Origin of the sequence: Amycolatopsis keratiniphila subsp. keratiniphila (genome assembly GCF_001620365.2) — a bacterium.
Classification (GTDB): Bacteria; Actinomycetota; Actinomycetes; order Mycobacteriales; family Pseudonocardiaceae; genus Amycolatopsis; species Amycolatopsis keratiniphila.
Genome location: NZ_LQMT02000021.1, coordinates 14,194 through 30,608 on the forward strand (window position 1 = coordinate 14,194; position 16,415 = coordinate 30,608).

At 69.2% G+C, this 16,415-nt stretch carries 13 protein-coding genes; 6 read left to right on the forward strand and 7 right to left on the reverse strand.

Annotated features, from left to right (window positions below; translation table 11 throughout):
• Positions 1–67 precede the first annotated feature (67 nt).
• Positions 68–898: a formate dehydrogenase accessory sulfurtransferase FdhD gene (gene fdhD / locus AVR91_RS21745; RefSeq protein WP_063276923.1), complete on the forward strand. Its 831-nt coding sequence runs from the start codon at positions 68–70 to the stop codon at positions 896–898.
• A 98-nt stretch (positions 899–996) separates the two neighbouring features.
• On the opposite strand, the gene AVR91_RS21750 is transcribed toward fdhD, so the two are convergent.
• Positions 997–2,442 carry a carotenoid oxygenase family protein gene (locus AVR91_RS21750; protein WP_063276939.1) on the reverse strand — a complete coding sequence of 482 codons (1,446 nt, stop codon included), beginning with the start codon at positions 2,440–2,442 and terminating at the stop codon, positions 997–999.
• Between the two features lie 70 nt (positions 2,443–2,512).
• On the opposite strand from AVR91_RS21750, the gene AVR91_RS21755 reads away from it, so the two are divergent.
• Together AVR91_RS21755 and AVR91_RS21760 are read left to right on the forward strand one after the other, a co-directional pair.
• On the forward strand, positions 2,513–3,211 hold the full coding sequence (locus AVR91_RS21755; RefSeq protein ID WP_016332359.1) for a TetR/AcrR family transcriptional regulator: 699 nt from the start codon (positions 2,513–2,515) through the stop codon (positions 3,209–3,211).
• A gap of 98 nt (positions 3,212–3,309) precedes the next feature.
• Positions 3,310–4,251 carry an alpha/beta hydrolase gene (locus AVR91_RS21760; RefSeq protein ID WP_063276924.1) on the forward strand — a complete coding sequence of 314 codons (942 nt, stop codon included), beginning with the start codon at positions 3,310–3,312 and terminating at the stop codon, positions 4,249–4,251.
• Between the two features lie 6 nt (positions 4,252–4,257).
• Here the strand turns inward: AVR91_RS21760 and AVR91_RS21765 are convergent, their stop codons facing one another.
• The 6 genes from AVR91_RS21765 to tig all read right to left on the reverse strand — a co-directional run bounded on the left by AVR91_RS21765 (position 4,258) and on the right by tig (position 10,097).
• Entirely contained in the window at positions 4,258–5,178 is a 921-nt protein-coding gene (locus tag AVR91_RS21765; protein WP_267284124.1) for a sensor histidine kinase, read from the reverse strand.
• 76 nt (positions 5,179–5,254) lie between these two features.
• The gene (locus tag AVR91_RS21770) at positions 5,255–5,635 is read right to left on the reverse strand and encodes a hypothetical protein (RefSeq protein WP_063276926.1); all 381 of its coding nucleotides are present in this window, start codon (positions 5,633–5,635) and stop codon (positions 5,255–5,257) included.
• Between the two features lie 104 nt (positions 5,636–5,739).
• Complete coding sequence (clpX, locus tag AVR91_RS21775) at positions 5,740–7,035, reverse strand: ATP-dependent Clp protease ATP-binding subunit ClpX (RefSeq protein WP_016332355.1); 1,296 nt, start codon at positions 7,033–7,035, stop codon at positions 5,740–5,742.
• Between the two features lie 217 nt (positions 7,036–7,252).
• Positions 7,253–7,924, reverse strand: a complete 672-nt coding sequence (locus tag AVR91_RS21780) for an ATP-dependent Clp protease proteolytic subunit (RefSeq protein ID WP_063276927.1) — start codon at positions 7,922–7,924, stop codon at positions 7,253–7,255.
• Between the two features lie 27 nt (positions 7,925–7,951).
• A complete protein-coding gene (locus AVR91_RS21785; protein WP_016332353.1) occupies positions 7,952–8,554 on the reverse strand; it encodes a ClpP family protease in 603 nt (200 codons plus the stop codon).
• A gap of 172 nt (positions 8,555–8,726) precedes the next feature.
• Entirely contained in the window at positions 8,727–10,097 is a 1,371-nt protein-coding gene (gene tig, locus AVR91_RS21790; protein WP_063276928.1) for a trigger factor, read from the reverse strand.
• A 454-nt stretch (positions 10,098–10,551) separates the two neighbouring features.
• Between tig and AVR91_RS21795 the strand changes: the two genes are divergently transcribed.
• From AVR91_RS21795 to AVR91_RS21805, 3 genes are all read left to right on the forward strand, one after another.
• Positions 10,552–12,564 carry a fatty acid desaturase gene (locus AVR91_RS21795; protein ID WP_083737690.1) on the forward strand — a complete coding sequence of 671 codons (2,013 nt, stop codon included), beginning with the start codon at positions 10,552–10,554 and terminating at the stop codon, positions 12,562–12,564.
• Between the two features lie 400 nt (positions 12,565–12,964).
• Entirely contained in the window at positions 12,965–14,491 is a 1,527-nt protein-coding gene (locus AVR91_RS21800; protein ID WP_063276930.1) for a sensor histidine kinase, read from the forward strand.
• 4 nt (positions 14,492–14,495) lie between these two features.
• The gene (locus AVR91_RS21805; RefSeq protein ID WP_083737692.1) at positions 14,496–16,343 is read left to right on the forward strand and encodes an ArnT family glycosyltransferase; all 1,848 of its coding nucleotides are present in this window, start codon (positions 14,496–14,498) and stop codon (positions 16,341–16,343) included.
• Positions 16,344–16,415: the final 72 nt, after the last annotated feature.

Here is a 16,415-nt window from a genome sequence, read left to right on the forward strand (position 1 = left end):
ATGTATTACTTAATTCCCGACGTTGCAGTATCCGAGTGTCGAACAAACCGGTCAGAAGGGTGGACAAGTGGGCAGGGTGACGGTGCGGCGTCCGGTGCGGAAGATCTCCGCGACCAAGGACGTGCGGCGGCCCGACGCGCTCGCGGCCGAAGAACCGCTGGAGATCCGCGTCGGCGGCAAGGCACTCGCGGTCACCATGCGGACACCCGGCAACGACGTCGAACTCGCACACGGGTTCCTGTTGTCCGAAGGCGTGCTCGCCTCGCGTGAGGACGTCGCGGTCGCGCGGTACTGCGACGGCGTCGACGACCAGGGCCGCAACACCTACAACGTCCTGGACATCGCGCTGGCCGAAGGGGTCGCCCCGCCGGAGACCGGCGTCGAGCGGAACTTCTACACCACGTCCTCGTGCGGCGTCTGCGGCAAGGCCGCGCTCGACGCGGTGAAGCTGAAAAGCCGGTTTTCCCCGGAGAAGTCCGAATTCACGGTGAGCACCGACGTGCTGGCGAAGCTCCCGGACACCCTCCGCGCGCACCAGAAGGTGTTCTCCAGCACCGGCGGGCTGCACGCGGCCGCCCTGTTCGACGGAGACGGGAACCTCGCCGTCGTCCGCGAGGACGTCGGCAGGCACAACGCCGTCGACAAGGTGCTGGGCTGGGCGCTGCAGGAGGGCCGGATCCCCGCGGCGGACACCGGGCTGCTGGTGTCCGGCCGCGCCTCGTTCGAACTGGTGCAGAAGGCCGCCATGGCCGGCATCGGGCTGCTGGCGGCCGTCTCCGCGCCGTCGTCGCTGGCCGCGGAACTGGCCGAGGAGAACGGCATGACGCTCATCGGTTTCCTGCGCGGCGACAGCATGAACCTCTACAGCGGGGAACAGCGCGTGCTCGGCCTCGGCTGAGCGTGGCGCGACGTGTTGCGAAAGCCACTTTCGCAACGTTGAAGGTTGCGAAAGTGGCTTTCGCAACCTCACACGGCGGCGAGCGGGCGAGGGCGCCTTCAGCCCTCCGTGCCCACCCAGTTGCCGTGGAAGCCGTTCGGCACCCGGTCCGGCAGGTGCACGGCCCCGACGGTCTCCAGTGTCCCCGCGTCCAGAATGGTCAGATCGCTCTTCTGTGTCGCGGCGTCGTAGACGAAACCCATCAGCACGCCCTCGTCCTCGCCGGCGTCCACTGAGGACGGCACGAAGACGAACTCCCCCACCTGGCTGCCCGCACCGAATTCCCGCGAAGCGACCGACCGGTTCCACAGATCGTGCTTCAGCAAGGAACCCGAGGACGCCGAACCATCCTTTGTGGACACCGAGTAGCCGAAGCGGTGCCGACGCCCCACCAAACGCTCGTCGACGCGCGGGAACTCCTGCCCCTGGTCGTCGAGACGTTCCTCGATGACCTTGCCGACGCTCAGGTCGATCGTCCAGCGATCCAGGGTCGGCGGCCCCTCGGCGGGGCCAAGGAGTTCGGTGTCGAACATCTTCGGATGCCGCACGACGTCCAGCACGATGTCGTCGCCGTCGTCGTAGGCGTTCATCGGGTGGAACACGTAGCACGGCTCGATCTCGAACCAGCGGACGTCGCCGTTGCCGCCGTCGCGCGGCATCACGCCGACCCGCGCCGGGTACTTCGGGTTCCAGCGGTACGGCAGGCCCGCGTTGCCCGTGATCCGCTGACGCAGCCGCGCGCTGAGCGGATCCGGCACCTTCACCTTGCCCACCAGCGCGGACACAACCAGCTGGGCGGGCGTGCGCAGGAACGGCGGGACGGAAGCCGCGACGGCCTGCTCGGTCGCGAACGTGACCGGGAGGTCGTAGAAGACGACGTGCTTCTCGGTCAGGGAGAAGTCGTGCATCATCGGCGAACCGGCGACCTCGATGTCCACCTTGCGCCGCGCGCGGCCCTGCGCGTCGATCACCGAGTACTGCACCTTGTTGCCCCAGCCGAAGAAGTACGACACGGCGTGCAGTTCGCCGGTCTCCGGATCACGCTTCGGATGGGCGGTGTAGCCACCGGGAAGGGTGCCGTCGAAATCGCAGGCGCCGACGGTGTCGAGTTCGTCGGTCAGTTCGAAGTTCGTGGGGCCGCCCTCGATCAGCGCGAGGGTTTTGCCCGCGTGGCCGATGACGTTCGTGTTGGCCCCCATCGACGCGACCCCGGAGACCGGCCCACCCTCCCAGCGCTCGCCGATCTCCGCGGACAGCCGGGGATTGCGCACCCAGCGGTTGCGGTACCACTCGGCGCGGCCGTCCCGCAGCCGGACGCCGTGCACCATGCCGTCGCCCATGAACCAGTGATACGTCGCGGGGTCCACTTCGGACAGCGGGTTGGGCCCGTTCCGCAGATAGCGCCCGTCCAGGTACTCCGGGATGTGCCCGGTGACGCTCAGTTCGGTGATCGTGTGCTCTCGGCTGACCGGGGCGAAATTGCCCTCGAGGAACTTGTTGCCCATCACAGCCCCCTAGCCTGGTATAACGATGTTATGCGGTCATTTATAACAGGGTTATGAGATACTGGCAAGCATGGCACCGAAACCCTCCGCCACCGAGGTCAAGGGAAAGCTGATCGAAGCGGCGATCCGGCTGCTCGCGCACGGCGGCCCGGAGGCGCTCCAGGCCCGCAAGCTGGCGGCCGAGATCGGCGCGTCCACCATGGCCGTGTACACCCACTTCGGCGGGATGGGCGCACTCGTGGACGAGGTCGCGCGCGAGGGATTCCGGCGGCTGTCGGCGAACCTGGGCCGGGTCGAGGAGACCGACGACCCGGCGGCCGACATCCTCACCCTCGCGCTGGCGTACCGGCGGACCGTCGTGGACGATCCGCAGCTCTACGCGGTGACCTTCGGCCAGAGCCAGCCCAGCGGGCAGAAGGTGACCCTCGGCGACATGACCAACGAGGAGACCCGCCAGAACGCCAGCGAAGAAGGCATCGAGGCCTTCGGCTACCTCGTCCGCGCCGCGAAACGGGTGATCGACGCCGGCCGGTTCCGGCCCGCTCCGGAGTTCGAGGTCGCCGCCCAGCTCTGGAGCGCCGTGCACGGCTACATCACGCTGGAGGTCGCCGGCCACTTCGGCGACGGCGAGAATGGTGTGGACCACATCCTGATTCCCCTGGCCACCGCCCTCGGCGTGGGGCTGGGCGACACTTACGAGGCCGCGACGCGGTCCGCCCGGCGCTCGATCGAGGCCTGGCGCGCGAAAGAGGGAAACATCGGCACCTGATCCGGCGATACCCCGGTCACAGGTCGGTGAATCGTGCAACCTTCGAGCGGAAACGCGCGTCTGACCTGGTGGAAGCTCAACAGGGGGATCGGGGATCGGTGAACGAGGACGACCAGGGGCACACGACGCTGCCGGGGGTGGACGGCGCCCGCCGGTGGCTGAGCCGTCGTTCCGTGCTGATCGCGGGCGCCTCCGGCCTCGGGGTCGCCGGGCTCGCCGCCGGAACGGCCACCGGAGCCCTGCCGTTCAGCGAAGCGCTCCAGCGGGCGCTCGGCGTCGCGTCGCCGACCCCGGCCACCCAGCTGGGCAGCCCACGTGTCGAGCGCGTCTACTCCGAAGCCCGCGGCCGCGAGGTCGACCTCGTACTCATGCTGCCGACCAAGGCGCCGCCCAAGGGCCTGCCGATGTCGCTGATGCTGCACGGCCTCCACGGCACCGCGCGGCACGCGGCCCCGACAGGACTGCTGAAGCAGCTCGGCAGCGACGTCGCCCGCAAGGCGGTGCCCCCGTTCGGGTTCGTCGCCGTCGACGGCGGAGACCACTACTGGCACGAGAACAAGCCGGGTGACAACCCGATGGCGATGCTGCTCGAAGAGGTCCCCCGCTGGCTCGCCGCGCGCGGCCTCGGCGGCCGGGACGGCCAGCCGTTCGCCGCCACCGGGCTTTCGATGGGCGGCTTCGGCGCGCTGCTGTACACCCGGCGCCGTCTCGAACGCCGCCGCCGGCCCGCCGCGGTCGCGGCCCTCGCGCCCGCGCTGATCACGTCGTGGGCCGAGATGAGCAAACGGCGCGCGTTCCGCGACGCCGCCGACTGGGGATCGCTGGACCCACTGCGCCACATCGACGTCACCAAGAGCGTGCCGACCGGCATCTGGTGCGGGACCGAAGACCCGTTCATCGGCGGGGTGCGGAAGTTCATCGCCGAGGCGCGGCCCATGGTCGCGCACACCTCGCGCGGCAAGCACGGCGACGCCTTCAACCGCACGGTCGTGCCGAGCCTGGTCGCGTTCCTCGGCAAGCACGTCCCGAAGAACACCTGAGGCCCCTCAGACGCGGAAGTAGATCCTGGTCACGGTCGACCCCGGTCTCAGGTACTGCCGGACCAGGTCGGCCACCTGGTTCACCAGCACCAGGCCCCGTCCGCCGATCTGCCCCGGCGAGGCGGGACGGCGGCCTGCCAGCGGATCGCTCAGCGTGCCCTCGTCGATGACCTCACAGAGCACGTAGCCCTCTTCACGCCAGACACGGACGACACCGTGCCCCGAACCGTGCAGCACGCTGTTGGCGGACAGTTCGGCCACGGCGAGCACGAGGTCTTCCACGCGCTCCAAAGCGAGCCCGTACTCCTCGGCCCGGTCCTGCGCGAAACTCCGCACCGCGCCGAGCCGGGCGAGGTCGAAACGGAACGCGTCGGCCGCCCGCGGTTCGGGCAATGGGAGGTTGTACTTCTCGACGACCGCGTCAGGGGCGTACCCCGCGCTCGGGCGGTCTCCCCCGGCGCCGGACAGCGTCGGATGGGTCCGCTCGGCGTCGGCCAGGACGTCGTCTTCGAGCCGGTTGCGGTCGTACGGGCAGAGAATGCTCAGCTCGCGGTCCCCGAAGGCGAAGTTGATCAGCGCCTCGTGCTGCGCGCAGGCCGGGTACTCCAGCGCCGACCGGCCCGCCCAGATCGGTTCACCGATGATCCGCACCGGCCCCGGGCGGTGGTCCGCGAACGCGAGCAGCACGCCGGGGAGGATGCGGCCGGGATTGCGGCCCGCCTCGGTCATGTCGATGAGCTCGACCCCGGCCGCGGAATCGCCCAAGGCGGCTTCGATCAGCGCCAGGTTCCGGCCCGGCACGGCCACCGCGACGGGCTGGCCGAGCTTCAGGCCCTCCAGGATGTACGGAACCGTACCGTCCAGGTACTCGGTGTCACCGGAGTAGAGCAGGCCCACGTGGGAGAAGAGACCCGCGGTGACTGTCACGGACTCGTCTTACCCCGTGAAGACGATTCTGAAACCCTGCTAACGGAGGGAAATCGCCGAAACGGCGCCGGGCCGATCAGCCGAGCCAGCGTCCCGCCATCGAGATCAGCCAGAATCCGGCGAGCGTCGCACCGGTGAACAGTCCCGTCCAGGCGACCAGCGACTGGTTCGCCTCAGCACTTTTCGCCGCCTTGAGCCGGACGAGCGCATACGCCGAAACGGCGAAGAACGGCAACGGGATCAGCGGCAGTGGCGACAAGCGGACGACCCCGGCCACCAGGCAGGTCGCCACGAGCACGCCCAGCGCGATCGTCAGCGCCCGCGGGAGCCACGGATGCCCGCGGTAGGCCCCGACGACGATGCGTTCGGTGAGTTCGACGAGTCCCCTGACCTCGCGTGGACTCGCGGCTTCCAGCTCGGGAGCCTCGTTCTCGTCCTTCGTGGGAGTCAGCGGCACCTTCGCATCCTATCCCGGTCCGGTCACCGGCCGGACCGGGCCGGAGAAACCGATGCCCCGGCCGGGTGGATCCGGCCGGGGCATCGGTGACGAAACAGCCTTTCTCAGGCGGACTTCTCGCCGCGCTCGCTGCTTCGACGGCGTGACGGCTGACGCGCCACGATCGTCGGGTTCACGTTCTCGCGGACGGTCTGCTCGGTGATGACGACCTTCGCGACGTCGTCGCGGCTGGGGATGTCGTACATGACCGGCTGCAGGACCTCTTCCATGATCGCGCGCAGGCCGCGGGCGCCGGTGCCGCGGAGCACGGCCTGATCGGCGATGGCCTCGAGCGCGGTCTTGGTGAACTCCAGCTCGACGTTGTCCATCTCGAAGAGCTTCTTGTACTGCTTCACCAGCGCGTTGCGCGGCGTGGTCAGGATGCTGACCAGCGAGTCCTTGTCGAGGTGGGTCACCGTCGCCACGACCGGGAGACGCCCGATGAACTCCGGGATCAGCCCGAACTTGATCAGGTCCTCCGGCATGGTGTCGGAGAAGATGTCGCTCTCGTCGATCTCGGCCTTGGTGCGGATCTCCGCGCCGAACCCGAGGCCGCGTTTGCCGACCCGCTCGTTGATGATCTTCTCCAGCCCGGCGAACGCGCCGGCCACGATGAACAGCACGTTCGTCGTGTCGATCTGGATGAACTCCTGGTGCGGGTGCTTGCGGCCGCCCTGCGGCGGCACCGAGGCGGTGGTGCCCTCGAGGATCTTCAGCAGCGCCTGCTGCACGCCCTCACCGGACACGTCGCGGGTGATCGACGGATTCTCCGACTTGCGGGCGATCTTGTCGACCTCGTCGATGTAGATGATGCCCGTCTCGGCGCGCTTGACGTCGTAATCCGCCGCCTGGATCAGCTTGAGCAGGATGTTCTCGACGTCCTCGCCCACGTACCCGGCCTCGGTGAGCGCCGTGGCGTCCGCGATCGCGAACGGGACGTTCAACATCTTCGCCAGGGTCTGGGCCAGATAGGTCTTGCCGCAGCCCGTCGGCCCGAGCATCAGGATGTTGGACTTCGCCAGCTCGACGGTCTCGTCCTTGGAATCCTTCGGCCCGGCCTTGTCGTCGGACTGCACACGCTTGTAGTGGTTGTACACCGCCACGGCCAGCGAACGCTTCGCGTCGTCCTGGCCGATGATGTACTGCTCGAGGAACTCGTGGATCTCGGCGGGTTTGGGCAGCTCGTCGAGCTTGACCTCGCCGGCCTCGGCCAGTTCCTCTTCGATGATCTCGTTGCAGAGATCGATGCACTCATCGCAGATGTAGACCCCGGGGCCGGCAATGAGCTTCTTCACCTGCTTCTGGCTCTTGCCGCAGAAAGAACATTTCAGCAGGTCGCCGCCGTCACCGATCCGTGCCATGGCCGTTGACCTCGTCCCCTCCGGCGCGATACGCGCCTGACTGTCTTACCGCCCCGGTCACGGATGACCTCTCGGAGCCTCACACACTGCCACTGACGGTACCCGTCCGATGCCGCCGACGGGAGAACCAACGTCATATCTGAGCACGCCAGAAGCTGACCATAGACCAGGGGTCCGGTGCGTGTCGTCTCCCGACACGCACCGGCCCCTCCCTCGATCAGCTGCTCGAAGCCTTGCGGTACTCGAGCACCTCGTCGACGATCCCGTACGCCTTGGCCTCGTCGGCCGTCAGGATCTTGTCGCGCTCGATGTCCTTCTTGACCTCGTCGGCGTCCTTCTTGGTGTGCTTCGCCAGGATGACCTCCATCTGGCGCCGCACCCGCTGGATCTCGTTGGCCTGGATCTCCAGGTCCGACACCTGGCCGTAGGTGCCCTCGGTGGCGGGCTGGTGGATCAGCACGCGCGAGTTCGGCAGCGTGAACCGCTTGCCGGGGGTACCGGCGGCCAGCAGCACCGCGGCGGCCGAGGCGGCCTGGCCGATGCACATGGTGACGATGTCCGGGCGGACGTACTGCATCGTGTCGTAGATCGCCATCAGCGCGGTGAACGAGCCACCGGGCGAGTTGATCAGGATCATGATGTCGCGGTCCGGGTCCTCGTGCTCGAGGTGGAGCAGCTGGACCATCACGTCGTTGGCCGACGCGTCGTCGATCTGCACGCCGAGCATGATCTGACGCTCTTCGTACAGCTTGTTGTACGGGTTCGATTCCTTGATGCCGTAGCTCGTGCGCTCGACGTACGAGGGCAGGACGTACCGCGACTGCGGCAGCTGGAGCCGCGACTGCATCCCGGGCGCCTGCGACCCGATCGGAAGCTGGAAGTTGCTCATGAAATTCTCCTGTGTGCCGGGCGCGGATCAGCTGTTGGGAAGCGGGTTCTCACGAGTGAGGACCTGGTCCACGAAGCCGTAGTCCTTCGCCTCCTGCGCGGTGAACCAGCGGTCGCGGTCACCGTCCTTGACGATCTGCTCGACCGTCTGGCCGGTCTGCTCGGCGGTGATCCGGGCCAGCTCCTGCTTCCACTTGCCGAACACCTCGGCCTGGATGGCGATGTCGGAGGCCGTGCCGCCGACCCCCGCCGAGGGCTGGTGCATGAGGATGCGCGCGTGCTGCAGCGCGTACCGCTTGCCGGGCGTGCCGGAGGAGAGCAGGAACTGCCCCATCGACGCGGCCAGGCCCATCGCGTAGGTCGCGACGTCCGGGCGGATCAGCTGCATGGTGTCGTAGATCGCGAAACCCGCGGTGACCGAGCCACCGGGCGAGTTGATGTAGAAGCGGATGTCCGACTCGGAGTCGTCTGCGTCGAGCAGCAACAACTGGGCGGTGATCCGGTTGGCGACCTCGTCGTTGACCTCGGAGCCGAGGACGACGATGCGCTCCTGGAGCAACCGCTCGAAGACCGAGTCGGTGAGGTTGAGCCCTGCGGTACCGGTCCGCGCCTGGGGCGTGTGCTGCGTCACGTCATGCCTGCCTTTTCGCCGACGGCGGCGGGTGGAACGTTCGCCGCCGCGTATGTCCAGATGCTTGAGGATCTTGCAACCGACCCTAACGAACTTGGGCGGTGCAGAATGCCTGACACCGCCCAAGTTCGCTTACAGCTTTACGGTCCGTTTCGACCGGACCGGATATTCCCTACTCGGCCGCAGTCTTCGCGGTCTCCTCGGTGACCTGCGTCTCCTCGGCTGCGGGGCCGAAGAGCTCTTCGAGGTCGACCGTGGCGCCGGAGGCGTCGGTCACCGTGGTCTTGCGGACCACAGAGGCCAGCGCCTTGCCGCGGCGGACGTCGGCGTAGATCGCGGTCAGCTGACCGGACTGCTGCGCCCGCTGGACGTACTCGTCCGGGCTGACGCCGAAGCGCTGCGCCTGGTAGATGATGCGTTCGGTGAGCTCGCCGTCGTTGACCGACGTCTGCTCGGCGTCGGCGATGCTGTCCAGCAGCAGCTGCGTGCGGACCGCCTTCTCCGACTCCTCGCGGACCTCGGTGTCGAACTCTTCGATCGTGCGGCCTTCGGCCTCCAGCGCCTTCGCGAACTGCGCCTCGTCGTGGTCGAAGGGGTGGATCGCGTCGTGCTTGCGGTTCTCGATCTCGGCCTCGAGGACCTTCTCCGGGATCGCGACCTCGGTGCGCTCGAGGAGCTCCTCGAGGACCTTGTCACGGGCCTGGACGCCCTGCTGCATCTTCTTGACGCGGCCGAGGCGCTCGCGAAGGTCACCCTTCAGCTCGTCGATCGTGTCGAACTCGCTCGCCATCTGGGCGAACTCGTCGTCCGCCTCGGGCAGCTCGCGCTGCTTGATGGTCTGCACGGTGACGGTGACGTCGGCGTCCTTGCCGGTGTGCTCGCCGGCGACCAGCTTCGTGGTGAAGGTCTTGGTCTCGCCGGCCTTCGCGCCGATGATCGCCTCGTCGATGCCGTCGACGAGCTGACCGGAGCCGATCTCGTAGGACAGGCCGGTGGTCGAGGCCTCCTCGACCTCCTGGCCGTCGACGGTGGCCGACAGGTCGATCGAGACGAAGTCGCCGTTCTCGGCCGGGCGGTCGACACCGGTCAGCGTGCCGAAGCGGGCGCGCAGCTCGTCGAGCTGCTCGTCGACCTCGGCGTCGGTCAGTTCGACGTCGTCGACGCTGACCGCGAAGCCCTCGAGGTCGGGCAGCGAGATCTCCGGGCGGACGTCGACTTCGGCGGTGAACTCGAGGACCTCGCGGTCCTCCAGCTTGGTCACCTCGAACTCGGGCTGGCCCAGCGTGCGGACCTCGCCCGCGCGCACGGCTTCCATGTACTTGGCCGGAATGACCTCGTTGACGACCTCGTCGAGCACCGGGGCTCGCCCGATCCGGCTTTCCAGCACGCGAGCCGGCGCCTTGCCCGGGCGGAAGCCGGGGATGCGCACCTGCTGGGCGATCTTGCGGTAGGCGCGGTCGAAGTTCGGCTTGAGCTCGTCGAACGGCACCTCGACATTGATCTTGACTCGCGTCGGGCTGAGCTGCTCGACGGTGCTCTTCAACGTATTCTCCTCGAGCGGTAAACGATGTGTTGGGGCATCCGCATGTCTTCGACGGCGGATGTGCCCTGGTCACCTTGCAGACCGGGCCGTCCGAGTCTAGGCCGTGTCCCTTCCCGGTCCGGGCCCGGGGCCATCAGCCCGCCCTCGCCCGCCGGTCACAGGTTTCGAACGACGTCGGACCATCAGGCCCCCGACCACCCGATCGGACGAGTTTTCGGTTCTTCTCTGTTACGAACCGGCCCTTTCCTGGACACGGATGCGTGCCACGCTTCACCATCGGACGCCGTGACGAGGCGTTTCGGCGATCGGATGAAGTTTACAAACCAGTACTAATTGTCTACGGTGTGCTGGCTCGACCCGGTAGCCATCGACCGAGGGGGAACGATCGATGACCGTCGCCGTAACCCGGTCCGAGGACACGGGGGAATCACCCGCGAGAAGCCCCAGACGCGGCGTGCCCAACCCGCGGATCCCGTTGCCACTGGTCTCGGTGCCGACGGTGCTGCTGTTCACCGGTGGCGCCATGGTCTGGACGGGCGCCACCTGGCTGGTCGTCAACGATGCCGCGCCGCTCTGGGTGACCATTCCCCTGCACGCGCTCGTCACCTTCACCATGTTCACCGTGCTGCACGAGTCGACGCATCACGCGGCCGGGCGGCTCACCTGGGTCAACGAACTGCTCGGCAGGCTCGCGATGCCGTTCGTGGCCGCCTACGGCTCCTTCCCCCTGGTGCGCTACATCCATCTGGAGCACCACCGCAACACCAACGAGGACGCCCACACCGACCCCGACGCCTGGACCGCGCACGGGCCGTGGTGGCAGTTGCCGCTGCGCTGGCTGACCATCGACTTCTGGTACGCCCGCTTCTACGTGGCACGGCAGCGCACACGGCCGCCGTCGGAGCGGATCGAGACCGCGGCCGTCGTGACGCTGAGCCTCGCCGCGTTCGCCTGGCTGACCGTGAGCGGCCACGGCTGGGAACTGCTGATGGTCTACCTGATCCCGCAGCGTGTCGGGCTGGCCGTGCTGGCCTGGTGGTTCGACTGGCTCCCGCATCACGACCTCGGCGCGCAGCGGCAGAACCGGTTCGGCGCCACCCGCGTCCGCGTCGGGCTCGAATGGCTGATGACGCCGATCATGCTGTGCCAGAACTACCACCTGGTGCACCATCTCCACCCGGCGATCCCGTTCTACCGGTACCTGCGCACGTGGCGGGACAACCGCGACGCCTACCTCGCCAGGGACGTCCCGATCGCGACCCCGTGGGGCCGCGAGCTGACGGCCTCGGAGTACCGCGAATGGCGACGGCTCACCGGCTCGTTCGACGAGGAGCCGCCCGCGCACCAGCCGCTGCGGCCGAGCCGGTTCCACTCGCTGCGGGTCGCCGAGGTCCGGCCGCTGTGCGAGGGCGCCGTCACCGTGACGTTCGACGTGCCGGAGCGGCTGCGCGAGACCTTCCGTTTCACCCCCGGCCAGCACCTCGTCATCCGCGCGGAGGTCGACGGTGAAGAGGTGCGGCGCGCCTATTCGATCTGCTCGACGCCGGACTCCGGCGTGCTGCGGATCGCGATCAAGCACCAGCTCGGCGGCGCGTTCTCGACTTTCGCCACCACGGAGCTCGCGGCGGGCGACGTCCTGGACGTCCTGCCGCCGGACGGCGAGTTCACGCTGATCCCGGAGCGGGGCCGCGCCGGCCGCTACGTCGCGCTCGCCGCGGGCAGCGGGATCACGCCGATCCTGTCGATCCTGGCCGCGACCCTGGGGAACGAGCCGAACAGCAAGGCGACCTTGCTGTACATCAACACCTCCGGCGCCAGCACGATGTTCGCCGACGAGCTCCGCGAACTCGCCGCTGGGCTGGGCGGACGGCTGCACGTCGTGCACTACCGCACCGACGAACGCGACCCCGACCTGCGCACGCAACGGCTCGAAAAGCCGTTCGACATCGTCGGCGAGGCGCTGGCCATCTCGCACGAGCGCTACCAGCGCGGCCGCCTCGACGGCACCCGCCTCCGCGCGCTGCTGCAGGCACGGCTGCACCCGGCGAAGGTGGACGACTGGTTCCTGTGCGGCCCGCGCGACCTCGTCGACATGGCCCGCCGCACGCTGGCCGACCGGGACGTCCCGGAGGAGAACGTCCACTTCGAACTGTTCCAGGGCGCGCTTCCGGTCCGCCCCTCGCGGCGCCCCGGCTCGACGCTCACGGTGACCGCCGGCGGGAAGACCGTCGAAATCCCCGCGACAGTGGGCGAAACCGTGCTCAGCGCCGCGCTCCGGCACGGCGTCGACGCGCCGTACGCGTGCGTCGGCGGGGCTTGCGGCACGTGCCGGGCGACCGTGGTGCACGGCGACGCCCGGATGGACGTGCACTACGCGCTCGGGGACGACGAGGTCGCGGCGGGCCGGATCCTGACCTGCCGCGCGGTGGCCACCTCCCCGGCACTCGGCGTCGACTACGACCGCTGACCCCGGCCATAAGGGTGGCGCGCACGACAGCCCCTCCGATATGTCGCGAAAGCCACTTTCGGGACATATGACGTCGCGAAAGTGGCTTTCGCGACATGATCGCGCCGTCGATGGGGTCGTGAGTGGCGACTCGTGTTCTAACCCGAATCGCCACTCACGACCACCGGACCGACTCGGTTGCGTGACTGAGTGGCCGACGCGTGTGATCAGGCGGACGACACGCGTGATTGGGTGGACGACACTCGGACGTGACCAATCCTGCCGCGAGGCGTCCGTCTGGACACGCGTGTCGTCCGTCTGATCACATGTGTCGCCCGAAGACAGGTACGTGACCTAGGCACACAGCGGGCTCACAGGCGGGACACAACGCGCGCATACGACCGCGGCGCACGCTCGGGGCATGGCATCCGGTCCGACCACCGGCCCGCGCCGGTGGCCCCGGCCCGGGCGGCTTTCCCTGCGCGCCAAGCTGACCGGCTCGCTGGTCCTGCTGCTCACGTTCGTCTGCCTGGTGATCGGCGTCGCCAGCGAGATCGCGCTGCGGTCGTTCCTCACCCGCCAGATCGACGACCAGCTCTCGGCGGCGTCGGACCGCGCCCACGACTTCGCGAGCAGGCCGCCGGAAGACGGCCTCGGTCCCAACCCGCTCAACGCGCCGGGCCAGGCTTCCGGGACGCTCAGCGTGCGGGTCTCCGGAGACCGCGTGCTCTACGCGGGAGTCCTTACCGTGCAAGGACTTCCGCAAGGACTGTCGGCCGAGCAGGAGGCCGGGCTGTTCTCGATCCCGGCGGACCGGCCGCCGATGACGCTGACGCTGAGCGGGCTGGGCGACTACCGCGTGCAGGCCTCCTCGATCCCCGGCGGCGTGGTCGTCACCGGGCTCCCGCTCGGGCCGATGCAGGACACCCTGGCCACCGTGCGCTGGATCCTGTTCGGGGTCGCTGCGGCGGGTGTCACCGGCGCCGGGTTCCTCGGCGCGTTCGCCGTCCGGCGCACGTTGCGGCCGCTCGACCGGGTCGCGGCGACCGCGGGCCGGGTGTCGGCGATGCGCCTCGACCGCGGTCAGGTCGCGCTTTCCGTGCGGGTGCCCGAGATCGACACCGATCCGCGGACCGAGGTCGGCCAAGTCGGTTCGGCGCTGAACCTCATGCTCGGGCATATCGCTCGGGCCTTGGAAGCCCGGCAGGCCAGCGAGACCCGGGTCCGCCGGTTCGTCGCCGACGCGAGCCACGAACTCCGCACGCCGCTCGCGGCGATCCGCGGGTACGCCGAACTCGCCGGCCGCGGCAGCGCGCTGGCACCGCCGGAGGTCGCGCGTTCGATGTCGCGGATCCAGTCCGAGGCGGCCCGGATGACGACGCTGGTCGAAGACCTCCTCCTGCTGGCGAGACTCGACGCCGGGCGGCCGCTCGAAGCGGGCGAGGTCGATCTCACCCGGCTTGCCGCGGACGCCGTCGGCGACGCGCACGTCGCGGGCCCGGACCATCGCTGGGAACTCCGGCTCCCGCCGGTGCCCGTCCTCGTCCGCGGCGATGTCCAGCGCCTGCACCAGGTGCTGGCGAACCTGCTGTCCAACGCGCGCACGCACACCCCGCCGGGCACCGTGGTGGTCACCGCGCTGACCCGCTCGCCCGTCGGGGCCGCGGTGCTCACCGTCACCGACGACGGCCCCGGTATCGCACCGGAGCTCCTGCCGGGCGTGTTCGAACGCTTCGCCCGCGGTGACTCCTCCCGCTCACGGACCGCGGGCGGCACGGGGCTCGGGATGGCGATCGCGTCGGCGATCGTCGTGGCCCATCAGGGCACGATCGAGGTGCACAGCCGCCCGGGACGCACCGAATTCGCCGTCCGTCTTCCGGTGATCGGATCCTCACAGCGGGTGCACAGCTTCGGCACAACCACGCCCCAGGTCGGCCCCCGACGCTGAGGCCATGACCCTCCTCGCCTCCCGCGACGAAGCCGATCGAACCGCGCCCCCCGCCCGAGGCAGGCCCGCGGATCCGCGCTGGGTCCGGCCGTCGCTGGCCGCGCTGCTGCTCGCGACCGCCGTCCTGTACCTGTGGAACCTCGGGGAATCCGGCTGGGCCAACGCCTTCTACTCGGCGGCCGCGCAGGCCGGATCGCTGAGCTGGAAGGCGTTGTTCTTCGGCTCCAGCGACGCCGCGAACGCGATCACGGTCGACAAGACACCGGCCGCGTTGTGGGTCATGGGCCTTTCCGCGCGCCTGTTCGGTGTCAACGCGTGGAGTGTCCTGGTACCGCAGGCGTTGATGGGCGTCGGCTCGGTGGCGTCGCTGTACGCCGCGGTGCGCCGGACGTCCGGTCCGGCGGCGGGGCTGCTGGCGGGCACGGTCCTCGCGCTCACCCCGGCCGCCGCGCTGATGTTCCGCTTCAACAATCCCGACGCGTTGCTCGTCCTGCTGTTGACCGCGGGCGCGTACTGCGTCGTCCGCGCGCTGGAGAAGGCGAGCCCGCGCTGGCTGGCGCTGGCCGGGGTCGCCGTCGGGTTCGGCTTCCTCGCCAAGATGCTGCAGGCGTTCCTGGTGCTGCCCGCGTTCGGGCTCGCCTACCTGATCGCCGCGCCGGCCTCGCCTGCCAAACGTCTCTTGCACCTGTTCGGCGCTTTGGCCGCGACCCTCGTCTCGGCAGGCTGGTATCTCGCCGTCGTCGCGTTGTGGCCCGCGGCGGACCGGCCCTACATCGGCGGCTCACAGGAGAACAGCCTGTGGGAGCTGGCTTTCGGCTACAACGGCCTCGGCCGCATCACCGGGAACGAGGTCGGGAGTGTCGGCGGGAATCCCAACGGCGGCTGGGGCGGCACGGGCTGGGACCGGTTGTTCGGCGACGAGATGGCGGGCGGGATCGCCTGGCTCCTGCCTGCCGCCGCCGTCGCGCTGGCCGCCGGGCTGTGGTTCACGCGCCGTGCCCCGCGCACCGACCGCGGGCGGGCGGCGCTGATCGTCTGGGGTGGCTGGTTCCTGGTGACCGCCGTGGTGTTCAGCTACATGGGCGGCATCATCCACGCCTACTACACGATCGCGCTCGCGCCGGCGGTCGCCGCGCTCGTCGGGATCGCGGGCACACAGTTGTGGCGTGCACGGGGGAATCCCGCCGCCGCGGGCACCTTGAGCGCGGGAGTGGGGCTGACCGCCCTGACGGCGTACCTCCTGGTGTCACGGCAATCCGACTGGCTTCCCGGGCTCGGGATCGCGATTCTCGTGGCCGGTCTCCTGTGCGCCTTCCTGGTGTTCTTCGCCTCGCGTTTGCCTGACGTGGCAAGGCGTCTGGTCGCCCTCGGCGTACTGGTCACGGTTCTCGCAGGCACGGGGGTGTACACGGTCGCGACGGCGGCCACCCCGCATTCCGGCGCGCTTCCCTCAGCAGGGCCGGATACGGGCCGGGGCATGCGGATGGGCGGCGGCGGGCTGCTCGGGACGAGCCTGCCCGGTGACACCCTGGCCGCCCTCATCCGGCAGGACAGCGCGAACTACACCTGGGCGGCGGCGACCGTCGGCTCCAACAACGCCGCGGGGTATCAGCTCGGCAGCGGCGCGCCGGTGATGGCCGTCGGCGGGTTCAACGGCACGGATCCGGCCCCCACACTCGAACAATTCCAGGAACTCGTCCAAAAGGGACGGATACATTATTTCCTCGGCGAAGGCATGATGATGCGCGGGGAGACCGGCAGCGACGCCGCCGAGCGGATCGCCGCCTGGGTCGCGGATACCTACCGACCGACCACTGTGGACGGTGTCACCGTCTACGACCTGAGCCGGTGAGTCCCGTGACAGGACACAGCGACAGCACAGCTCGGGCACAAGGCGACCTCAGCGCGATGGCCGAGATTGACG

What these genes read in the sequence shown, in the direction of transcription:
- AVR91_RS21750 (WP_063276939.1), bottom strand. Translation starts at nt 2,442, where the DNA reads ATGGGCAACAAGTTCCTCGAGGGCAATTTCGCCCCGGTCAGCCGAGAG.
- AVR91_RS21755 (WP_016332359.1), top strand. Translation starts at nt 2,513, where the DNA reads ATGGCACCGAAACCCTCCGCCACCGAGGTCAAGGGAAAGCTGATCGAA.
- clpX (WP_016332355.1), bottom strand. Translation starts at nt 7,035, where the DNA reads ATGGCACGGATCGGTGACGGCGGCGACCTGCTGAAATGTTCTTTCTGC.
- AVR91_RS21780 (WP_063276927.1), bottom strand. Translation starts at nt 7,924, where the DNA reads ATGAGCAACTTCCAGCTTCCGATCGGGTCGCAGGCGCCCGGGATGCAG.
- AVR91_RS21800 (WP_063276930.1), top strand. Translation starts at nt 12,965, where the DNA reads ATGGCATCCGGTCCGACCACCGGCCCGCGCCGGTGGCCCCGGCCCGGG.
- AVR91_RS21805 (WP_083737692.1), top strand. Translation starts at nt 14,496, where the DNA reads ATGACCCTCCTCGCCTCCCGCGACGAAGCCGATCGAACCGCGCCCCCC.